This window comes from Gluconacetobacter aggeris (genome assembly GCF_014174395.1).
Taxonomy (GTDB): Bacteria; Pseudomonadota; Alphaproteobacteria; order Acetobacterales; family Acetobacteraceae; genus Gluconacetobacter; species Gluconacetobacter aggeris.
Map to the genome: position 1 here is coordinate 324,123 of NZ_JABEQD010000004.1, position 21,329 is coordinate 345,451.

Sequence of the window (21,329 nt, forward strand, 5' to 3'; positions counted from 1 at the left end):
GTCTGGTGACGCGACGAAGGAGATTGGAACGGAGCATTGGCGAACCTTTCGGCCGGAAGCGCGCGGTCAGGACCGCGAGTCAGGTGAAATGATGACGCAATTGTCCGATCCCGTCGACAGGCGGTGGCAGGCCTCGACCGCCGCGTCATGCGACAGGCCGGTCAGGCGGGCGCGATAGAGCATGCCGTGCGGTGCATGGACGCCGGCAACCAGTGGGCGGGCGCTGCCCAGAACGGCGGCGGCGCGGCTGCGCGCATGGCCGGCCGCCTGCGATGCCAGCGATGCCGTGCCGAAGGCCCCCACCTGAATTGCCCAATCATGCTGGGCCGGGGCGAGGCTGCCGCGTCGCAGCAGAGGCGCGGGCTCGGCCATGGCCGGGGGAACGAACTGGAAGCCATGGCCGGCTGCCGGCGCGGGGGGGGGAGGCGGGGCCGCGGACGCGATGGCGACGGGTGCCGAGGGCCGGGCGCTGTCGGCGTCGTCCGGCCGTGCCCGGGTGGCCCATGCGGCGCGGACCGCGTCGGCCGACGTGCCCTGGCCGGCGGGGGCGACATTCTTCCATGCCGTATAGGCCGGTGCCGGGGTGGGGCTGGCTTCCGCCGGGGCTTCGGCCACCTGGATCGGCTGGCTGTCGTTGCTGTCCTGATGGTCGGTGCGGTGGGCCCAGGCCGCGCGGACGGAACGGGTTTCGGCGCTGCTCTGCGCGGCGGCGTAGACGCGTCCGCGCGCGACGTCATGGGCTTCGACCATCAGGTCGGCCTGGGAGCGGACATTGGGGGTGATGCCGGCGATCTGCGGCCCGATCGCGGCGACGTAATTACGGGTTTCGCGCGGCAGCGACCGGTTGTGCAGCAGGAAATCGTCCAGCCGCCCCGGCCCGGTATTGTAGGCGGCCAGGAAGCCGGGGGAGCCGTAGATATCGTACATCTGCCGGATATAGGCGGTGCCGGCCATGATGTTGTCGCGGGGGTTGAACGGATCGTCGCCGAGCCCGTATTCGCCCTTCATTTCGTCATAGGTCGGCGGCATGAGCTGCATCAGGCCCATCGCCCCGGGAGCCGAGGTGACGAACTGACCGTTGCGGAAGAGCTGGCCGCCGGATTCGCGCTGCATGACCGAGCGAATCCATGTATCGGGCACGTCGAAGCGCTTCGAGGCTTCCATGATATAGGGGCCCCAGGGATCGTCAGGCGGTCCGGGGGGGGCGTAGAAGGATTTGGCGTGGGCCCGGTATTCCGCGGCTTCCTGCATCACCGGGGCATGTTGGCCGGGCTCGGTGGCGCAGGCCGCCAGCAGGCTGGCCAGCCCGACCGCGCCGGCGACGCGGGCCGCGATCCGGCCGGATGGCGATTGCGGCAGGTCGCATGCGCGCTCCGTCGTGCGTCGGGACGGACGAGGGGGGCAGGCCTGCTTCTGTCGGGTCATCGGGCGTTCATCCGGGACGGGCGCCCGACCCGTGAGGGAGGCGCCGGGGCAAAGGCAGAAATTTGGCGCCGATTATGGCGAAAATAGGGACCGGGCCCGGTTTCGTACGGCGGATTGGCCTTCGGCATCATGATCGCATCCCGGTCCTGGGCGGAAGTTCAGGTCAGAGAGGAGGAATCTGTCGTAAATCTTTATAGAACGACGTACTTCCATGCAACATGATCACGCTGTCGCAGCGACTGCGCCCACGGGTGCGGGCGCGCCGCCGCGGGTGGGTGTCAGTTGGTGATCTGGACCTGGATGGACTGGGAGCGCTGGACGACGTTGATTGCCACCTCGTCCTCCACGCGGACCAGGCGCACCGTCACCTTGTCGCCGCCGACTTCCAGATTGTACAGCGTCATCTGGTCCAGGAAATCGGGCAGGCGCGGACGCTGGAAATGTACGGCTACTTCCGCCGGATCGAAGCTCAGCCCCAGGGTGGACTGAATCAGCGCCGGCAGCGTCGCCGCCGCCCAGGCCTGCGGCGAACAGGCGACCGGGTAGCGCACCGGCCCTTCCGCACGGTTGCGGGCGAAGCCGCAGAACAGTTCCGGCAGCCGCCGCAGGTCGGTATGGAACGCGGCGTCGAACATGCCGCGGAACAGGCGCGCGGCCTCGTCGCGATAGCCGTGGTGGGCCAGGCCCAGCCCGATCAGGGCGTTGTCGTGCGGCCAGACCGAGCCGTTGTGATAGGCCATGGGGTTGTAGCGGGCCTCACCCTCGGGGATGGTGCGGATGCCCCAGCCCGAGAAGGACGAACGGTGCATCAGCCCGGCGACCAGCCGGGGCACGCGGTCCGGCGTCGCGATGTCGGTCAGCAGGATATGGCCCGCGTTCGACGACCGGACGCGGCAGGGCTTCTTCTGGCCGTCCAGCGCCAGGGCGAAGGTGCCCAGTTCCTCGATCCAGAACCGGGCGTTGAAGGCGACGCGCAATGTTTCGGCCAGATGGTCCTGGCGGTCGGCATAGGCGGTCCTGCCCAGGCGGCGGCCGATGGTCGCGGCGGCGCGGCGCGCGGCATAGACATAGGCTTGGACCTCGCACAGTGCGATCGGCCCTTCGGCCAGGGTGCCGTCGGCGTGGAAGATGCTGTCGTAACTGTCCTTCCAGCCCTGGTTGATCAGCCCGTCCTTGTTGCGGCGGCCATATTCGACGAATCCGTCGCCGTCGCGATCGCCATAGCGGTCGATCCATTCGACGGCGCGTTCGATGTTCGGCCAGATCGTGGTCATCAGCGCCACGTCGCCGGTGCGCTCCAGATACTGGCCCGCCAGCATGACGAACAGCGGCGTGGAATCGATCGAGCCGTAATAATGGCGGAACGGGACCTCGCCCAGTTCGGCCATTTCGCCGTGGCGGACCTCATGGAGGATCTTGCCGGGTTCGGCATCGGCGGTCGGGTCCTCGGTCTGGGCCTGGTGGCGGGCCAGGTAGGCCAGCACGCCGCGCGCGATCTCGGGGTCCAGCCACAGGGTCAGCATGGCGGTGATCAGCGCGTCTCGGCCGAAGGCGGTGCTGAACCAGGGGACGCCGGCATAGGGGTAGGGGCCGGTCTTCTTGTCCGTCAGCAGCATGTAGATGTCGCAGATGCAGCGGCGGATGGCCTCGTTGAAAATCTCGTTGGAGGTGGCGATCGCCGCGGCGCGGGAGGAGGACAGGCGCAGCGCCCGCCGCGCCTCGACCGCGCCGCGCAGGAAGCGGCGGTTCGGCTGGGTTTCGTGTTGTTCGGTGGGGTCGCATTCGACCTCATAATGGATCAGCACCCGCTGGCCCGGCGGCAGATCGAAGCGGTAGGCGGCATGTTGGGCCGTCAGTTCGGCCGGCGGCGGCCAGAAGCGCAACTGGGTGGTGCGCCGGCGGGCGTCCAGCCCGTCATAGGACAATTTCACCTCGGCATCGCTGATTTCGGGCGCGCGCATCGTGCCACGGCGGGGGCGGGTGGAACCGCGCGCCTCGAACAGGTCGGCGAAATCGGCCAGGAAGCGGATGTCGAGCACCGCGGTACGGGGCTCGACATCGAAATTGCGGATCTCGACCCGTTCGTAGCACACCCGGTTCCACAGGAAGCGCGACCGCCGCACATGCAGCAGGTCGTGGATCATGCGCTGCCCCTCGGGGCCCTCGATGTCGGTGTTGGTCAGGTCGACCGACAGCATCACGTTGTTCTCGCGCACCGTCGAGGACAGCAGGATGGGCCGGGTGCCCTGGAGGCTCATGGACAGGCCGGACAGGTAGCGTGTGTCGTGGAAATACAGCCCGTCCGCGATGCCGTCGCCGTACAGGATATCGCCTGTCTGGTCGAAGACCCCGAACATGTCGCCCTGCTTGAGCGTGTGGAGGCGGCGTTCCGACAGCAGGGATTTTGCGGCGACGGGGAAGCCGTCGAGGTCCCCGGCGTGCGTCTGGGTTTCGGCTTGGCTGTCCATGACGGGGGTCCTTCGCTTGAATGGGCGCTTGAATGGATGATCGGAGTCCGGCGGCGGACAGGGTCAGAGCAGCCTGGTGAATTTCAGCAGCAGCCAGGCAATGACCATGAACAGGAAGCACACGCCGCCGGCTTCTACGGTGCCGAGGGGGCCGGTAGCCAGGAACATGCCGCCGGTATTCATGCCGAAGAATCCGGTCACGAAGGTCGCCGGCAGCATCAGGGTGGTCAGGACCGAAACCGTGTACAGGCGCCGGTTGGTTTCTTCCGCCTGGCCCGAGGCCAGCTCATCCTGCAACGATCGCGCGCGATCCTGCAATGCCATCAGATCGTCCAGAGACGCGTGGATCTGGCGCTGCGAGCGGTCGCGGATATCGTCCTCGGCCCAGTCCGGCAGTTCCAGGTCCTCGTTGTGGAAGATCCGGTCCACCGGCGAGATCACGCGGCGCAGTTCGGTCGAACGGCGCCGCACCTTGCCGATCAGGCCGCTGATGCGGCCGAAATCGGTATGCTGGTCCAGGGTCAGAAGCAGGTCCTCGGCCCGGTCGAGCTGGTCGTCCAGCATGGCGATGTTCCGCCGGACGCTGTCGGCGAATTCCAGCAGCGTGCGGTCCACGATTTCGGCCGGGGTGCGCGGGACCTCGTCGCGCTGCAGCCAGCGATAGGCGGCGCCCAGCGCGGGGACCGGGTGGCGGCGGGTGGTAATCAGCAGGTCGGGCAGCACCGCGAAACGCCAGGCCGAGACGCTGGTATCGTCGTCGGTCATGCCGTCGTCGAAGCCGGGCAGGGCGCCGTAGACGATGTCGCCTTCGGCTTCCAGCCTGGTGCCCCGGTCGGTGCCGGACAGGGTGGTGCGGGCTTCCTCGGGCAGGCAGGCGATCGCCTCGACCCGGGCCCGGCTGGCGGTATGCACCACGTCGTAATGGAGCCAGACCCAGCCGGCAGGCCGTTCCTCGGCCGTGGCGGAGAGCGCCTCGGCATCCTCGGAATGCGCGGGGCGGCTGTTCAGATACTCGGCCGCCTGCTGGGGGGAGAGCTGGACCGGCCGCTGGCCGGGTATGCACGAGACCGCCCAGACCAAGCCATCCGCCGCATCGCTCTGCGGCGTATCGGCAAGGGACATTTCGGTCTGGGCTATCGTATCGGGCATCGTGATATCCGGGACCGCTCGGAATTCAAGCGCACACTTGGCATGGGTGCCCGTTCGTTGCAATCCCACGCGTGCCAATGAGGGGCGGGCGGATTCAGCCGGCCGGCGTGGCGTCGCACCAGAAGCCGAGATGCGGCCCGGCGGCCTCTTCCTCCAGCAGCGGGCCCAGAACCGTGACAGCGTGCTGCCCGCGCGCGAAGACCTCGCGGCAGGGCAGGGAGAAGGTCGGATTTTCCGGGTGCGCGCCTGTCAGGCCCAGCAGGGCGTGCTCCGACAATCCGTACACCACGCGGCGGATGTTGGTCCAATAGACGGCCCCGGCGCACATGCAGCAGGGTTCGGCGCTGGTATAGAGCGTGCAGTCGACCAGCGTTTCGGGCGGGAGGATGCGGGCTGCCTCGGCCACCGCCCGCAGCTCGGCATGCTGGGTCGGGTCGCCCTCGGGCGGCATGGAATTGTTGATGGCCCGGCTGACCACCCGTCCGTCCGCATCGGCGACGAGTGCCGCGAACGGGTGCCGGCCGGCTGCCCGGGCTTCCGCCGACAGCGCGATGGCCTGGCGCAGCATGTCGAGGTCCATCGGCGTGGCGTTCTGGGGGAAGGGGGCGTCATGCATTGTCGTACCCTGCCGGAAAGCGTGGACGGGGCGGGATCGCCCCGTGCCGTGGATCATTTCAGATCGTCGGGGACCTTGCCGCCGTTTTCGGCCAGTTTCTGCATGACCTGCCGGTGCAGCCAGACATTCATCGACGCGCTGTCGTTGGTGTCGCCGGTATAATGCAGCTCTTCGGCCAGTTGCTTGCGCGCGGCCAGCGAACTGTCGAGGCCCAGCAGCTTCATCAGATCGACGATCGACTGTTGCCAGTTGAGCTTCTGCGGTGCCTTGGCGGCCAGGTCGGTCAGGATGGCGGCGACATCCACCGGGGCGGACGGCGCGGAGGGCGCGACCGGCGCCGGCGTCTGTCCCGCCGGGGGCGCGGCCGGTGCCGTGCTGGCGGGAGCGGCCGCCGGGGTGGTGGCTCCGGCATGGCCGAAGATCGTGGACAGGATGGTGCCGAGGATGCTCATGCGCGGATTCTCCTTGCGGCGGGGCCGCCCGGGGCACGTCGTGTCCCCGGGCGGCGCTGCGCCTTAGTAGCGGTACAGGTCGTTCTTGAACGGCCCGTTGACCGGAACGCCGATATACTCGGCCTGTTTCGCCGACATCTTCGACAGCTCGGCGCCGACCTTGGCCAGGTGCAGGGCCGCGACCTTCTCGTCGAGGTGCTTGGGCAGGGTGTAGACCTGACGCTCGTACTTGCCCTCGGGGGCGGTCCACAGCTCGATCTGCGCCAGCGTCTGGTTGGTGAAGGACGCCGACATGACGAAGGACGGGTGGCCCGTGGCGTTGCCCAGGTTCACCAGACGGCCCTCGGACAGCAGGATCAGGCGCTTGCCGTCGGGGAAGATGACCTCGTCGACCTGCGGCTTGATGTTGTCCCACTGGAAGTTGCGCAGCGCCTCGACCTGGATCTCGGAATCGAAGTGCCCGATATTGCAGACGATGGCGCGGTGCTTCATCGCGCGCATGTGGTCGACGGTGATGATGTCGACATTGCCGGTGCAGGTGACGAAGATGTCGCCGCGCGGGGCGGCGGCTTCCATCGTCACGACCTCGTAGCCTTCCATGGCGGCCTGCAGGGCGCAGATCGGGTCGACCTCGGTGACGAGCACGCGGCAGCCGGCATTGCGCAGCGAGGCGGCGGAGCCCTTGCCCACATCGCCATAGCCGGCGACGACCGCGACCTTGCCGGCCATCATGACGTCGGTGCCGCGGCGGATCGCGTCGACCAGGCTTTCGCGGCAGCCGTACAGATTGTCGAACTTGGACTTGGTGACGCTGTCATTGACGTTGATGGCCGGCACGGCCAGCGTGCCCTTCCTGGCCATTTCCCACAGGCGATGCACGCCCGTCGTCGTCTCCTCGGACAGGCCGCGCACGTCCTTCAGCATCTCGGGATACTTGTCGTGCATCAGCACGGTCAGGTCGCCGCCATCGTCCAGGATCATGTTCGGCGTCCAGCCGTCCGGACCGGTGATGGTCTGCTCGATGCACCACCAGAACTCTTCCTCGGTCAGGCCCTTCCAGGCGAAGACCGGCACGCCGGTCGCGGCGATCGCGGCGGCGGCGTGGTCCTGGGTCGAGAAGATGTTGCACGAGGACCAGCGGACCGTGGCGCCCAGCGCGGTCAGGGTCTCGATCAGCACGGCGGTCTGGATCGTCATGTGCAGGCAGCCGGCGATACGCGCGCCCTTCAGCGGCTGGCTGGCCCCGAATTCCTCGCGCAGCGCCATCAGGCCGGGCATTTCGCCCTCGGCGATCGCGATTTCCTTGCGGCCCCATTCCGCGAGGGCGATGTCGCGTACCTTGTAGTCCGTGCTGGCGGTCATGTTCCGTCCTGTTTCGGTTGGTGCAGAATTCCGGCGGGTATAGACGCTCGGGCGCGTCAGGGCTAGCTGCCAGGTTGTTGCGATGCCATCCGGCCGGGGATCGAAGCCGGCGAACGGACGCTCAACTCCCGATGTCGCCATTCTGTATGGCGGTCCGTATGGCCTGCGCCGTGGTCGACGCCCCCAGGCGCTTGCGGATGCGCCGCAGGTGGTTCTCGACCGTGCGTTCCGAAAGGCCGAGGATTGCCGCGATATCGCCCTGGCGGCGCCCGGATGCGGTCCAGGACAGTATCTCGCGCTCTCTTTCGGAGAGCCGGACGGCGATTCTGTCGCTCGGGCCGTCGACCAGCCTGCGCACCGTTGCGAATGCGGTGCCCGCGACCATCGGCAGCGCAAGGCGCGCCGCCGGAGACGCATCGATGCGCGTACCGCCGAGGCTCATCGCCCCTTCGAGGCCGAGAGGTCCGAAGATCGGGACCTGGATGCCATGAATACCCTTTCCATGGGGCGTATCGACCATCCGATAGCATTCGCCGGAGGCGCCGGAGGTCTTCGTCCAGAAGAACGGCGCATGCGCTTCGAGCATATGATGCGTCACCGGGCAGCGGCGGACATAGCTGGTGGCGTCGACATGCCTGCCGTCGCCGAACCAGTCGCCTTCGACCCAATAGATACGATCGACGATGTCTTCCCGCGCCGATGACGCCGCGAAAAGCACGAAGCGGTCATAGCCGAGCATGCGCCCGAACGACCGTATCGCGTCCTGGGCCGTTTCCGGTGCTTCCGCCCGCATGATCGCGGTCGCGGTAGCGAATGCCGCCTCGGCGATGGAGCCGCTCATGACCTCGTTCCATGGCCGCCTGTCCCGATCGTCATCGTGCCACCTCCATATGAACCGTCAGGCCAGCATCTTCCTGCCCAGCATGGTGAACCATGCGGCATTGTCCCAGTAGGCGGTCATCCGGTCGATGGCTCCATGGGCATCGCCGGTGATGATGCGGGCGTGCGGCCGCGCGTATCTTCACCTCGGCCGTCACGGACCGGCCGTCGTCGCCGGTGTAGAGAGCCGTGATCTTGTTGGTCGGATCGGGGAAGACATCCATCAAGGCTATCACGCGGCTGCCGGCATGTACCGCCCGCAGCCGCGTGTGGGCCCGGATTTTATCTGTCGACGGCTGCGAGCAGGGTTTCGGCCGCCAGCTTGCCGAGATTGTTCGACGCCAGCGGGCTGTCACCCGTCAGCAGGTGGCGGTCGCGATGCACCTGGCCCGTGATGCCCGTGTTGAGGATCTTCACGTTGTATTTACGCAGGCTTTCGCCGACCAGCCACGCCATCTCGCCGGGGATGTAGCCGATCTCGATATTGGCGCCGGTATCCAGACTGTCCGGGAAGACGCACATTTCGTAGCCTTCGAACGCGAACGTGCCGCCATCGGCCGCCGTCGCCAGGAGGCTGGCCGGCCCATGGCAGAGCGAGATCGTGAAGCGCTCGTTGGCCTGGGCCCAGCGCAGGATGTCGCCGACCTGCCTGCTGAAGGGCACGCCATTGAGCACGCCGTGACCACCGGGGATGAACACGCCCAGATAGGGCGTCTCGGCCGTAAAGCCCTCGCCGATCACGTCCGCGAGCGCCTTCGGCGCCTTGAGCTGCTTTTCGTATTTCCTGTAGATCGATTTGACGGCTTCGTCCTCGTGGGGGAACGCCCACCACTCGAACTTGACCGGATCGCCGGAAATGGTCGCGATGTCGATCTCGAAACCCGCCGCGTCCAGATGATACATGGGCAGGAGCATCTCCACCGGATGATTGCCGGTCGAGAAGAACGCGCCGCCCTTCATCATCAGGTACCGCTCCTGCGAGCCGATCATCAGGATCTTCCACTTTCCGCCCCGGTAGGGCTTCGGATAGGTCGTGCCGTCGAAATCGGTCTTCGAGGACGTGTATCTGGTCAGGGAGTATGCCGACGGGAAGAATGCATTGTCTTCCGCCCGGTCGGGAACGGGGGCGCGGCTCGGCTGTTCATCGCTCATTGGTCTTCTCCTGGCGTCCAGCCCGTCGCCCTGCGATCAGCCTGCGATGAAGCTTCGGCCTCGCTCCCCCCTGGCCGGGGGATGGCGACGTGGCGTGGATCGGTTTGTAGACCTCTCCGGGAAGCAGAAAAATGAGGGAAATCCCTCAATGCCGGTGCGGGAGATACGCCGCCTGCCGCACGTCGCCATCGTCGAGAACGGCCGTTCAGCCGGCGGCGACGGTCTCGGCCGCGCGAAGCAGGCGCAGGAAATTGCCGCCCCAGATCGCGGCGATCTGGTCGTGGTCGTAGCCGCGACGGCGTAGTTCCGCCGTCAATGCCTGGCTCTGGGCGGCGTCGCGCCAGCCCTCGATGGTGCCGCCGCCGTCGAAATCGGACGAGATGCCGACATGACGCACGCCGATCCGGGCCGCCACATAGTCGATATGGTCGACATAATCGGCCACGCTGACCGGGCGCTGGGCGCGGATTTCGCGCGGGCGGAGGAAGGCATCGACGGCCGTGATGTGGACCACGCCGTCGCAGTCGCGCAGCGCGTCGAGCTGTTCGTCATCCAGGTTGCGCGGATGGTCGCACAGCGCGCGGACACAGGAATGGGTGGCCAGGACCGGACTGCGCGACAGGCGCACCGCCTGCATCATGGTGCTGCGCGCGGTGTGGGAGATGTCCACCATCAGGCCCAGCCGGTTCATTTCGGCGATGGCTTCCCGCCCCAGGCCGGACAGGCCGCCATGGCGGATTTCGGGATCGTTCAGTGCGGGCATGGGGCGGGCGGAATCGGCCAGCGCGTTATGGCCGTTATGGGTCAGCGTCATGTAGCGGGCGCCGCGCGCGCGGAACTGCGCCAGCAGCGACAGGTCCTCGCCCATCGCATAGCCGTTCTCGACCGCCGGGACGATGGCGGTGATGCCCTCGTGGAACGCGGCCTCGATATCCGCCGCGAGGGGACAGATCCGTGCCGGGCCGCCTTCGACCCCCCGGTTGATCGCATCCAGCATCGCCAGGGCCTGGCGGGAGATGGCGGCGTGGGCGGTCGGGTCGATGGCGCCCTGTCCGACATAGGCCACCAGGCAGGCGGCGGCGATCCCGCCCCGGCGCAGCTTGGGCAGGTCGACATGGCGATAGTCGGTATCCTGCGTGAAATCGCCCCGGTCGGGCCAGGGGATGTCGATATGCGTATCGACGGTGAGCAGGGTGCTGTACGGTCGGTCGGTCATGATGAGGCAGTGTAGGCCGGAAACGGCCGGTCCGTAAGGGACTCACCGGCTCTGTTTGTCCGAATGAAAGGACCCCGCGCCTCCGGGGGAAGGGCGCAGGGAAGGGACGATCGCAGGTCCGTTCAGGCGGGAGCGCCCGTGACGTGCCGGGGGGCCTGCGGGGCGGGCAGGCCGGCCGGCAGGATGGGATGGCCGAACTGGGCCTCGATCACTTCCGCCATGGCGAGATAGAGGGCGGAGGCGCCGCAGAGCAGCCCCTCATATCCCGCGATGCGGGTGATCGTGACATTGCCTGTCCACTCGCCCAGCGCGAGCAGGAAGAACAGGAGCGTCAGTGAGGAGAACACGAACTGCAGCACACGGTTGCCGCGCAGCGTGCCGATGAACATGAAGCCCGTGAAAACGCCCCAGAGCGCGAGATAGGCCCCCATGGCCGGGGCGGTCGCCGCCGGGATCAGGCCGAATTTCGGCAGGATGACGAGCAGGACGAGGGAGATCCAGAACGCGCCGTAGGCCGTGAAGGCCGTCAGCCCGAACGTATTGCCCTTGGGATATTCAAGCAGCCCGGCCAGGATCTGGGCCCATCCGCCGAAGATGATCCCCATGGCCAGGACCGACGAATTGAGCGGCAGGAAGCCGGCATTGCAGAGATTGAGCAGGATCGTCGTCATCCCGAAGCCGGCGAGGCCGAGGGGCGCTGGATTGGCGAGAGGGTTCATGACGGGAATCTCCATCGGTCGCGGGGGCTGTCCGACCAGCCCGAAACGCGGTGACCGTTGGAATTTTTCTCGTCCTTTTTATAGAAAGGAACAATAACAAATATATGTTAGGTGAATAGGTCGCGGTCACAAGGCGGTTATCCTCCGCAGGCTCATGATCGTGCGGGAGGCGATCCGGTCTTGCGACCGATGGTCGGTCGGCAGGACCGGGTCGGGCGTCATCCTTCTTCGGTCGTCAGTTTTTCCCGGGGCGTGGCGTTACATTTCTGTTCCTCGATGATCGTGATGATGGCCTCGCTCACGGTCTGCCAGCGTGCGGCACGGACCTCGTCGCCGGCATCGCGCGCCTGGGCGAGATGTGTGCGCGCGATCAGCAGGGCGTGGGAGCCGTGATGGTCCACCAGTTCGATCGCCTCGACCGGTATCAGCTTGTGCAGGGTCCGCATGTCCGCCTCCTGTATCGGACGGATGTCGGAAGATGACGTGGCGCGTGCCGGGCCGCCCTGCAAGCGGGTATCGGGGATGTGATCGGCCTGTTGTCACGTTTTTTGAAAAGAGTGTGACATTAAAAGGAAAGAATGGGTTTCGACGGATGGCCTCGCCGGTGGGTGGCGGCGGCCCTCGCGCCGCTGGGGGGGAGCTGGTATACGGGCGGGCCGTCATTCCGTGGCAGGCAGGACTGCCACGGACCGACCATCACAGCGTGAAGAGCGGCTGCCGTGCCCCAGGAAAATGGATTGTCCCGTCAGAAAACCGTCATCGTCAGCGGAGCGACCGGTGGAATCGGACAGTTTCTGTGCCGCCGGCTGCGCCAGGACGGTTATCGGATCATCATCCTGTCGCGTCGCGCGGGCATGCCGCCCGATATCGAGGCCGATCTGGCCGTGTGCTGTGACCTGATGGATGCGGGCGCGATCGCGGCGGCGGGGCAGGCCATTCGTGACGCGTGCCCGGCGATCGACCTGTTCATTTCCTGTGCGGGCACGATCTCGCCCCAGCCCGCGGGCGCCCTGGATGGCGAGGATGTCCGGCGGCAGGTGGACACCAATCTGACCGGTGTGATCCTGCTGACCAACGAGGTGCTGCCCAACATCGTGGCCGGTGGGCGGGTGCTGTTCGTCAACTCGATGGCGGGCGTGTTTCCGCTTGCGGGCAGTGCCGTCTATACCGCGTCGAAATTCGGGTTGCGCGGTTTCGCACGGGCCCTGGCGCTGGAACTCAGGCCCCGGCGCATCCGTGTCACGTCGGTGTTTCCCGGGAGCGTGGATACGGCCATGTTCCGCGAGGAAATGGCGCAGGGCGGATCGCTGCTGAACTTCATGTCCTGGCCGCAGGCGCCTGAGCGGGCGGCGGACTGGATTCTGGGGGCGGCGCGGGGCGGGAAGGAGGAGCATTTCCCGTCGCTGATCGACAGGATCTTTCCCCCGCTGTTCTTATGCTCGCCGGTGTTCCTGCGCCTGTGCCTGCCGGTCATGATCGTGTGGTCGCACCTGACCCGATGGTACTATCTGCGGCGGCAGGCGCGCGGCTAGGCGGGGCGTCAGTTTTCCTCGGCGGGCAGTTCCTGCACCCGCACGGCCTTGCCGGTGCGGTCGTAATAGAAGATCGCGTTGCCGCGCCGTTCGGCATAGCCGTCCGGCGTGCCCTGCGGTGTCCAGAACAGCAGGCGGTTGGCGTCGGACTGTTCGACTACCCTGTCGCCGGCGGGGCGAAAATGGAACTGGCTGAAATCCTTGTGCGCGCTGGGTACCGGCGGGCGGGTGGCCAACTGGTGCATCGACGGAGCCTTGGCCTCGTCATCTTCCTGCGCCAGTGCCAGCGCCGGCGCGCCCGTGGCGGCGAGGCAGAGGGATACCGCCAGAATACGCAGTGTTCTGTCCTGCACGACCGTATCCTCCTTCGTCCTGTGGTCCGGCGTCCTGTGGTCCGGTCGGCGGGAACATCCTCCGTTTTTCTCTCGGGCGCAACCGGCCGTGTTGCCGGGCAGTGTTACTGGAAAGGCAGGTAGCGGAAATCGAAGAAGATCTGGCTGACGCTGGTGGAGGGGGCGCCGCCGATGCCTTTCCAGGTCTGCAGGCGCGAATAGGCGAGCTGGGTTCCGACCTCGACCGTGCCATACCGGCCCTGGAGGAAGCGCCACCAGGCGCCGAGGGTGAATTCCTGCACCGAGCGGATGCTGGCCGTGCAGGCCAACGGCGACATCTCCACCTCGCATCCCGCGTTGGAGGACATGGGGTTGCCGTAACCGTAGGCCGAGCCGCCGGAGGAGAAATAGCTCCGGCCGGAACGCTGCATGCCGTAATAGCCATAGACGTCGATCCGCGGGTCCGGATGGGCGACGATGCCTGCCGTTGCCTGCGCATCGGGCAGGGGTTTCGGCTTGCCCTGGGCATTCAGCGTGACGTCCGGCAGCAGGACCGACCCGTAGCGGCCGACCCCGACTCCCGCGAGCCCGGACAGGTGGATTTCGACCCTGTGGGGGATGACCGGCAGCACCGCCGACGCGCCGCCGCCGCCGGCGATGGCTGTGTTGTTGTGGCCCGTGCCGTTCGCGAAGACGCGATCATGGGGGAAGCGGACGATTCCTTCGGCCTCGTAATGGCCCCAGGCCGGGTCCCACGCGACCTTGCTGATGACGTCGGGCGCGATTTCGTCGGAATAATTGGTGGTGAATTCGGTCAGGCCGGTGCCGTTGGCACCGATGGTGGCCGTGCCGCCATTGGGCAGCGCGACCGTGCCGTTATCATTGTCGAAGCCCGTGGTGTCGTAGATCGTCGCGGGATTTTCGATCGACAGGCCGAGCCACAGCCGGTGGTGCAGCATGTCGTGGACGAAGCGGGCCTGCCATTGCCGGGTCCAGGTCTGGCCGGCCAGCATGGAGGATTCGATGGTCTCGGGCAGGCTTTCCTGCCGGGCGACGATGCCGACGCGGCCGGGAGTCAGCAGGCTCCAGGCCTGACCGACCAGCAGGTGATTGCCATCCTGCGTGTCGTCATAGCTCAGATAGGCCTGGCGCAGGCGTGGCACGTAGGCATTGCTTTCGTACGGGTTGGTCGTTTCCGCGCCGGCGCCGAAATCGGTTTCGACGAAGCCGGAGACGGTGGTGTGGGAATCGATATTGGCGCGGGCCATGAGCGAGAAGCGGCTGTAGCGCGGACTGCCTTCGAAGCTGTTCTCGTGATAGTTGGCGCTGCGGGGGAATGGCATGGCCGTCCAGTAATTGAACGTGCCCGATGCGATATGGCGATTTTCCAGAACGGCCGAAGTGTCGAAGAAGCCGCCGAGGATGACCGTGACCGGCCCGACATGGAACACGCCGTGGTCGCCCAGCGCACCGGCGGCCTGCGCGCCGGCGGTCTCGCGCGGGTGGGGGCCGACATTATTGTCGGCGATGCGGTTGACCATGTCTTCGTCGCGGTGGCGGACCACGGCGGCGTAGGTTGGCGTGTCTTCGCCGATCGTGGGCGCGGGGACTTCGCCGGGATAGAGAGGGGGATGGCTTGCCGGGCCGGGGGCGGGCTTTCCGGTCGTGCGGGCCAGTTGACGTGACTCCGCCGCGCCGTGCCCGGACGAGGGATGGTCGCGCGTGACTGATTCGGTCGCGGTGGCCGTGTGGGCCAGGTGCAGATGGGCCCGATGCTGCGCCAGTTCGCGGCGCATCGCCATCAGGTCCCTCTGCAGTTCGAGCTGCTGCTCCTGGATGCGGGAGATCTGGTTTTCCATCGCCTCGATCGCTTCGGCTTCCTCCGGCCCCTGGCCCTGGGCATGGGCGGCGGCCGGTACGAGTGTGGAGCAGCAGAGCAGGAACAGCGGGAAAGGCCGCTTTATGCGCAGGGAGGGCAATGGCATTCGGGACAGTCGCATGAAGGCTGATGAAGTTTCTGGAATTATGTCAAAGCATTTCTTGGAAAAGGTAAATAATAATTTCTTTTAGTTTTGCTTCATTATGAAATATACTGAATAAATTCTATTCAATTTTAGAATTAATTGATGCCAGATGCCCGTTCCAGCGCGGCCGGTGGCCTGCATCGGAGGCTCAAAGCCTGTCTGGAAATGCGGGCTGGACCGTATGCCGCCGGGGCCGATATGTCGCGCATGGAAAGACAGGCGGGGAAGGAGCCCGAAACGATGGCGAAGCTGATCCATTCCATGATCCGGGTGCGGGACGAGGCGGCGTCGCTGGCCTTCTACGAGCGGGCCTTCGGCCTGACCGTGGCCGACCGGCTGGTGTTCGACGGTTTCACCCTGATTTACCTGTCCAACGCAGAACAGGACTTCGAGCTGGAACTGACGGTCAATCACGATCGCGACCGGCCCTATGAGCTGGGGGACGGGTATGGGCATCTGGCGGTGTCGGTCGAGGATGTCGATGCCGAGCATGCCCGTTTCGTCAGCGAGGGGCTGTCGCCGCTGCCGGTGAAGCAACTGGCGCTGGGGGATCGGGTGGTCGGCCGCTTCTTCTTCGTCGTCGATCCGGACGGATACAGGATCGAGGTGTTGCAGCGCGGCGCGCCCGGTCGTTTCCTTTGATATAAGCGGGGCGCGTGGCCTATAAGGCGCGCATGATGATCCCCTTCAGCAAGATGCACGGTCTGGGCAACGATTTCGTCGTGGTGGACGAGCGCGTGGAGCGCCATGGGCTGACGCCTGCGCGCATTGCCGCCCTGGCCGACCGCCATCGCGGGATCGGGTGCGACCAGTTCGTGGTGCTGCGCCCGGCCTGCCGCGATGGGGCGGATGTTTTCGTGCGCTTTTTCAATGCCGATGGCAGCGAATCCGGCGCCTGCGGCAACGCGTCGCGCTGCGTGGCCGACCTGCTGTGGCGCGGAGACGGGCGCCGGGAGAGCGTGTTGCAGACCCGGGCCGGGCTGCTGCCGGCCCGGGTGGGTGAGACCGGGCTGGTGACGGTCGATATGGGCGCGCCGGCGCTGGAGTGGCGCGACGTGCCGCTGGCGGAGCCGGTCGATACGCTGCATCTGCCGCTGGCGGGCGACCCGGCGGCGGCCTCGATGGGCAATCCGCATGCCACCTTCTTCCTGGACGATAGTCTGGACCTCGACCCGCTCGTGGCCGGGCCGCTGCTGGAGCATGATCCGCTGTTTCCCGAACGGGCCAATATCGGCTTTGCGCAGATCATCTCACGCGAGGCCATGCGGCTGCGCGTGTGGGAACGGGGCAGCGGGCTGACCCTGGCCTGCGGGTCGGGTGCCTGTGCGGCGGTGGTGAATGCCGTGCGGCGCGGGCTGGTGGAACGCACCTGCCGGGTCGAGATGGATGGCGGTGCCTTGTCGATCACCTGGCGGGAAGCGGACGGGCACGTGCTGATGACGGGGCCGGCGACCTCCAGTTTTGTCGGGACCTTCGACCCCGAGGCCTATCCGTCATGAGCAGGCCGCCCGAGATCCTGACCTTCGGCTGCCGGCTGAACACCTATGAGAGCGAGGTGATGCGCGGCCATGCGGCGGGGCTGGACGATGTGATCATCGTCAATACCTGTGCCGTGACCGCCGAGGCCGAGCGCCAGGCGCGGCAGGCGATCCGCCGGGCGCATCGGGACCGGCCGGACGCGCGCATCGTCGTGACCGGCTGCGCGGCGCAGATCGACCCCGGCCGTTGGGAGGCGCTGCCCGGCGTGGCCCGCGTGCTGGGCAATCGCGAGAAGCTGGACGCCGCGAGCTGGACCCCGGCGGCGCTGGGGGAAGGGCGCGCGGTATCGGACATCATGGCGGCGACCGAAACGGTGCCGCATCTGGTGACGGAGTTTGCCGGCCGGACCCGCGCCTTCGTCGAGGTGCAGCAGGGGTGCGACCATCGCTGCACCTTCTGCATCATTCCGTTCGGGCGGGGGCCGTCGCGCTCGGTGCCGGTGGGCGCGGTGGTGGAGCAGGTGCGCGCGCTGGTGGCTTCCGGCTATCGCGAGGTGGTGCTGACGGGGGTGGATATCACCTCGTGGGGGGGCGACCTGCCGGGGCAGCCGAAACTTGGGCAGCTTTGCCGCCGGTTGCTGGTGCTGGTGCCGGAGCTGGAGCGGCTGCGCCTGTCTTCGGTCGATCCGGTGGAGATCGACGAGGATCTGTGGCGCCTGCTGGAAGGCGAGCGGCGCTTCATGCCCTATCTGCACCTGTCGCTGCAGGCGGGATCGGACATGGTGTTGAAGCGGATGAAGCGGCGGCATCTGGTGGCCGATGTGGCTGGGGTGATCGCGCGGGCGCGGGCCTGCCGGCCGGATCTGGGCATCGGCGCGGATGTGATCGCGGGCTTTCCGACCGAAAGCGATGCATTGTTCGACGAAACGCTGGAGTTCGTGCGGGAGCAGGGCCTGCCGTACCTGCATGTGTTTCCCTATAGCGAGCGGCCGGGGACGCCGGCGGCAAGGATGCCCGCCGTGCCGGTGGCGACCCGGCGCGAGCGCGCGGCACGGCTGCGCGCGGCGGGGCAGGAGGCGGCGCGGGCCTATCACACCGGGCTGTTGGGGCGGACGCTGAACGTGCTGCTGGAGACCGCGACCAGCGGGCATTCCGAGGAATTCGCACCCGTACGTCTGGCGGCGGGCGAGGCCGAAGCGGGGCGCATCGTGGCCGTGCGGCCCACGGCGGTTGACGAAAACGGTCTGGTGGCGGAAATCCTCTGACATGGCACTTGGCTTCTTTTCCCGCCTGAAGGCGGGCCTTTCCCGATCGACCCAGAAACTGGGTGGCGGGATCGCCGCGGTCTTTACCCGCCGCAAGCTGGACGACGCCGCGCTGGAGGAACTGGAAGATCTGCTGATTGCGGCCGATCTCGGCCCCAATGTCGCGGCACGGGTGATCGAATCCTTCCGCAGTTCGCGTTTCGGCACCGAGGTGACGGACGAGGAGATCCGCAATGCCCTGGCGACGGAGATCGCCCAGGTGCTGGAGCCGGTGGCGGTGCCGTTCGTGCCCGACCCGACCCTGAAGCCGCATGTGGTGCTGGTGGTCGGCGTGAACGGCAACGGCAAGACCACGACCATCGGCAAGATGGCGCGCTTCTATGGCGAACAGGGGCTGAAGGTGATGATGGTGGCGGGGGATACGTTCCGCGCCGCCGCCGTCGAGCAGCTTCAGGTCTGGGGCCAGCGGGTCGGTGCGCCGGTGATTTCCGGCCCGCCCAATGCCGATGCCGCCGGGCTGGCGTTCGATGCGCTGAAGCGCGCGCGGGCCGAAGGGGCGGACCTGCTGCTGATCGATACCGCCGGCCGCCTGCACAACAAGGGCGCGCTGATGGAGGAACTGGCCAAGATCATCCGCGTGATGCGCAAGTTCGACGAAACCGCGCCGCATTCGGTGCTGCTGGTGCTGGACGCGACGACCGGCCAGAACGCGATCGAGCAGGTGCGGGTGTTCAAGGAACTGGTGAATGTCACCGGGCTGATCGTGACCAAGCTGGACGGCTCGGCGCGCGGCGGCATCGTGGTGGCGCTGGCCGATACGTTCGGCCTGCCGGTGCATGCGGTGGGTGTGGGCGAGCAGGCCGAGGATCTGCGGCCGTTCTCGGCCGAAGCCTTTGCCAACGGGCTGGTCGGGCCGTCGATCAAGCTGTCCTCGCCGGAAGGCGGAGAGAAGAAGGATGGCGAGGGCGACCCGGCCTGAGGCCGGGCCGCCGCCCCATGATCAGAGCGGGAGAATCCGCTCGGACAGTTCGCTGAGCGCCTGGATGCCGGGAAGGGTCTTGCCCTCAAGCCATTCCAGGAACGCGCCGCCGGCGGTCGAGGTGTAGGACATCTCGTCCGCCACGCCGGCATGGCGCAGGGCCGAGACCGTGTCGCCGCCACCGGCCACGCTGGTCAGTTGGCCAGCCTGGGTGCGCCGCGCCACTTCGGCCGCGACCAGGTTGGTGGCGGTGTCGAACGGGTGCAGTTCGAACGCGCCCAGCGGGCCGTTCCACACCAGCGTCTTCAGCCCGACGATCTTTTCCGTCAGCAGGCGCACCGTCTCCGGCCCCGCATCCAGGATCATCGCGTCGGCGGGGATTGCGTCCACCGGCACCGTCTTCGTCGGCGGGTCGGCACGGAATTCCGTGGCCGTCACCGCGTCGACGGGCAGGATGATCTCGCAGCCCTGGCTGGCGGCCTTTGCCATGATGGCGCGGGCCGTGTCGTGCATGTCGGCTTCCTGCAGCGACTTGCCGACGGCGACGCCCTTGGCGGCCAGGAAGGTGTTGGCCATCGCGCCGCCGATGATCAGCACGTCCACCCGGTCCAGCAGGTTGCCGATCAGGTCCAGCTTGGTCGAGATCTTGGCGCCGCCGACGATCGCGCCGACCGGACGGACCGGGTTTTCCAGCGCGACGTTCAGGGCGTTCAGCTCCGCTTCCATCAGCCGGCCGGCGAAGGAGGGCAGGAAGCGGGCCACGCCTTCGGTCGAGGCGTGGGCGCGATGGGCGGCCGAGAAGGCGTCATTGACGTAATCGTCGGCCAGCGCGGCCAGGGCCTTCGACAGGTCGGGGTCGTTCTTTTCCTCGCCCGCGTGGAAGCGCGTGTTCTCCAGCACCAGCACGTCGCCGTCCTGCAGGCTGGCGACGGCCTGTTCGGCCACCGGGCCGATGCAGTCCTCGGCGAAGCGCACCGGCCGGCCCAGGGTTTTGCCCAGGGCGGCCGCGATCGGTTCCAGCGACATGGCCGGCACGCGCTGGCCCTTGGGACGGTCGAAATGGCTGACCACGATCACCCGCGCGCCCTTGTCCGCGAGTTCGCGGATGGTGGGCGCCAGGCGTTCGAGGCGGGTCAGGTCGGTGATCTGTCCGTCCCGCACGGGGACGTTCAGATCCGCGCGCAGGAGCACCTTGCGCCCTTTGGGCTGCAAGGCGTCCAGCGTCTTGAAGGACAGGGCGGCCATCAGAGCGCGCCGAAGACCGCGGCCGTGTCGGACATGCGGTTCGAGAAGCCCCACTCATTGTCGTACCAGCTGCAGATCCGCACCAGCTTGCCGCCGTCGATCAGCGCGGTTTCGGTCGCGTCGAAGGTCGAGGAGGCGCTGGAGTGGTTGAAGTCGGAGCTGACCAGCGGCGCGGTATTGTAGGCCAGGATGCCCTTCAGCGGGCCTTCGGACGCCGCCTTCAGCATCGCCTCGTTCACCGCCTCGACCGAGGCGGGGATGCGCGTCGGCACGAAATCGAGCGACACCAGCGAGACGTTGGGCGTGGGCACGCGGATGGCGGTACCGTCCAGCTTGCCCTTGAGGTGCGGCAGCACCAGGCCGACCGCGCGGGCGGCGCCGGTCGAGGTCGGGATGATGTTCATCGCCGCCGCGCGGGCGCGGCGCGGGTCGCTGTGCAGCGTGTCCACCGTGCGCTGGTCGCCGGTGTATGAATGGATGGTGACCATGTAGCCGCGTTCGATGCCGAACGCCTCGTCCAGCACCTTGGCGACCGGCGCCAGGCAGTTGGTGGTGCAGGAGGCGTTGGAGATCACGGTCATGTCGCTGGTCAGCGTGTCCTGGTTCACGCCGTAGACGATGGTGGCATCCACATGGCTGGCGGGGGCGGAGATGATGACCTTGCGCGCGCCGGCCTCGATCAGGTGGGCGGCCTTTTCCTTGTTGGTGAAGCGGCCGGTGCATTCCATCGCCACGTCCACGCCTTCGAAGGGCACCTTGGTCGGGTTGGCTTCGGCCGAGACGGCGATGGGCGCGTAGGTGCGGCCGTTGGCCGTGATGATGATAGTGTTGCCTTCGACGCGGACTTCGCCGGGGAAGCGGCCGTGAATGCTGTCATAGGTCAGCAGGTGGGCGTTGTCGGCCACGCTGCCCAGATCGTTGATCGCCACCGGCACGACGTCGGTGCGTCCGCTTTCGATGATGCCGCGCAGGACGAGGCGACCGATGCGCCCGAAGCCATTGATTGCGACTTTGACAGCCATTCTATTTCTCTCCC

At 67.1% G+C, this 21,329-nt stretch carries 20 protein-coding genes; 5 read left to right on the top strand and 15 right to left on the bottom strand.

Features of this window, described 5'->3' with window-relative positions; genetic code table 11:
- Nucleotides 1-66: 66 nt before the first annotated feature.
- From HLH36_RS08740 to HLH36_RS08790, 11 genes are all read right to left on the bottom strand, one after another.
- Nucleotides 67-1,425 (bottom strand): lytic transglycosylase domain-containing protein, encoded by a 1,359-nt coding sequence (locus tag HLH36_RS08740; RefSeq protein ID WP_182985989.1) that lies wholly within the window; start codon nt 1,423-1,425, stop codon nt 67-69.
- A gap of 278 nt (nt 1,426-1,703) precedes the next feature.
- A complete protein-coding gene (locus HLH36_RS08745) occupies nt 1,704-3,893 on the bottom strand; it encodes an amylo-alpha-1,6-glucosidase (protein WP_182985990.1) in 2,190 nt (729 codons plus the stop codon).
- A 63-nt stretch (nt 3,894-3,956) separates the two neighbouring features.
- Nucleotides 3,957-5,042, bottom strand: a complete 1,086-nt coding sequence (locus tag HLH36_RS08750) for a CorA family divalent cation transporter (protein ID WP_182985991.1) — start codon at nt 5,040-5,042, stop codon at nt 3,957-3,959.
- 94 nt (nt 5,043-5,136) lie between these two features.
- The gene (locus HLH36_RS08755; protein WP_182985992.1) at nt 5,137-5,658 is read right to left on the bottom strand and encodes a nucleoside deaminase; all 522 of its coding nucleotides are present in this window, start codon (nt 5,656-5,658) and stop codon (nt 5,137-5,139) included.
- A gap of 53 nt (nt 5,659-5,711) precedes the next feature.
- The gene (locus tag HLH36_RS08760; RefSeq protein WP_182985993.1) at nt 5,712-6,110 is read right to left on the bottom strand and encodes a DUF3597 domain-containing protein; all 399 of its coding nucleotides are present in this window, start codon (nt 6,108-6,110) and stop codon (nt 5,712-5,714) included.
- 63 nt (nt 6,111-6,173) lie between these two features.
- Nucleotides 6,174-7,472, bottom strand: a complete 1,299-nt coding sequence (gene ahcY, locus HLH36_RS08765) for an adenosylhomocysteinase (RefSeq protein ID WP_182985994.1) — start codon at nt 7,470-7,472, stop codon at nt 6,174-6,176.
- A gap of 121 nt (nt 7,473-7,593) precedes the next feature.
- Nucleotides 7,594-8,313, bottom strand: coding sequence for a PA1136 family autoinducer-binding transcriptional regulator (locus HLH36_RS08770; RefSeq protein ID WP_182985995.1), 720 nt, complete (start codon nt 8,311-8,313; stop codon nt 7,594-7,596).
- 320 nt (nt 8,314-8,633) lie between these two features.
- Complete coding sequence (hchA, locus tag HLH36_RS08775) at nt 8,634-9,503, bottom strand: glyoxalase III HchA (RefSeq protein WP_182985996.1); 870 nt, start codon at nt 9,501-9,503, stop codon at nt 8,634-8,636.
- A gap of 205 nt (nt 9,504-9,708) precedes the next feature.
- The gene (locus HLH36_RS08780; protein ID WP_182985997.1) at nt 9,709-10,719 is read right to left on the bottom strand and encodes a dipeptidase; all 1,011 of its coding nucleotides are present in this window, start codon (nt 10,717-10,719) and stop codon (nt 9,709-9,711) included.
- A 122-nt stretch (nt 10,720-10,841) separates the two neighbouring features.
- The gene (locus HLH36_RS08785; protein ID WP_182985998.1) at nt 10,842-11,438 is read right to left on the bottom strand and encodes an acetate uptake transporter; all 597 of its coding nucleotides are present in this window, start codon (nt 11,436-11,438) and stop codon (nt 10,842-10,844) included.
- A 218-nt stretch (nt 11,439-11,656) separates the two neighbouring features.
- Complete coding sequence (locus HLH36_RS08790) at nt 11,657-11,884, bottom strand: hypothetical protein (RefSeq protein ID WP_182979671.1); 228 nt, start codon at nt 11,882-11,884, stop codon at nt 11,657-11,659.
- Between the two features lie 291 nt (nt 11,885-12,175).
- On the opposite strand from HLH36_RS08790, the gene HLH36_RS08795 reads away from it, so the two are divergent.
- The gene (locus HLH36_RS08795) at nt 12,176-12,970 is read left to right on the top strand and encodes an SDR family NAD(P)-dependent oxidoreductase (protein WP_182985999.1); all 795 of its coding nucleotides are present in this window, start codon (nt 12,176-12,178) and stop codon (nt 12,968-12,970) included.
- An 8-nt stretch (nt 12,971-12,978) separates the two neighbouring features.
- On the opposite strand, the gene HLH36_RS08800 is transcribed toward HLH36_RS08795, so the two are convergent.
- Both HLH36_RS08800 and HLH36_RS08805 read right to left on the bottom strand, forming a co-directional pair.
- A complete protein-coding gene (locus HLH36_RS08800) occupies nt 12,979-13,323 on the bottom strand; it encodes a hypothetical protein (RefSeq protein ID WP_182986000.1) in 345 nt (114 codons plus the stop codon).
- Nucleotides 13,324-13,427: 104 nt separating this feature from the next.
- Nucleotides 13,428-15,287, bottom strand: coding sequence for a hypothetical protein (locus HLH36_RS08805; RefSeq protein WP_182986001.1), 1,860 nt, complete (start codon nt 15,285-15,287; stop codon nt 13,428-13,430).
- 279 nt (nt 15,288-15,566) lie between these two features.
- Here HLH36_RS08805 and HLH36_RS08810 point away from each other — a divergent pair, with 279 nt between their 5' ends.
- The 4 genes from HLH36_RS08810 to ftsY are packed head-to-tail and all read left to right on the top strand — an operon-like array spanning nt 15,567 to nt 19,048.
- The gene (locus tag HLH36_RS08810) at nt 15,567-15,968 is read left to right on the top strand and encodes a VOC family protein (protein ID WP_182986002.1); all 402 of its coding nucleotides are present in this window, start codon (nt 15,567-15,569) and stop codon (nt 15,966-15,968) included.
- 32 nt (nt 15,969-16,000) lie between these two features.
- The gene (gene dapF / locus HLH36_RS08815) at nt 16,001-16,825 is read left to right on the top strand and encodes a diaminopimelate epimerase (RefSeq protein WP_182986003.1); all 825 of its coding nucleotides are present in this window, start codon (nt 16,001-16,003) and stop codon (nt 16,823-16,825) included.
- The gene (mtaB, locus tag HLH36_RS08820; protein ID WP_182986004.1) at nt 16,822-18,069 is read left to right on the top strand and encodes a tRNA (N(6)-L-threonylcarbamoyladenosine(37)-C(2))-methylthiotransferase MtaB; all 1,248 of its coding nucleotides are present in this window, start codon (nt 16,822-16,824) and stop codon (nt 18,067-18,069) included. Before dapF ends, mtaB begins: the two co-directional genes overlap by 4 nt.
- Before the next feature lies 1 nt (nt 18,070).
- The gene (gene ftsY / locus HLH36_RS08825) at nt 18,071-19,048 is read left to right on the top strand and encodes a signal recognition particle-docking protein FtsY (protein WP_182986005.1); all 978 of its coding nucleotides are present in this window, start codon (nt 18,071-18,073) and stop codon (nt 19,046-19,048) included.
- 21 nt (nt 19,049-19,069) lie between these two features.
- Here the strand turns inward: ftsY and HLH36_RS08830 are convergent, their stop codons facing one another.
- Both HLH36_RS08830 and gap read right to left on the bottom strand, forming a co-directional pair.
- Nucleotides 19,070-20,293 (bottom strand): phosphoglycerate kinase, encoded by a 1,224-nt coding sequence (locus HLH36_RS08830; protein ID WP_182986006.1) that lies wholly within the window; start codon nt 20,291-20,293, stop codon nt 19,070-19,072.
- Entirely contained in the window at nt 20,293-21,315 is a 1,023-nt protein-coding gene (gene gap, locus HLH36_RS08835) for a type I glyceraldehyde-3-phosphate dehydrogenase (protein ID WP_182986007.1), read from the bottom strand. Before gap ends, HLH36_RS08830 begins: the two co-directional genes overlap by 1 nt.
- Between the last annotated feature and the right edge of the window lie 14 nt (nt 21,316-21,329).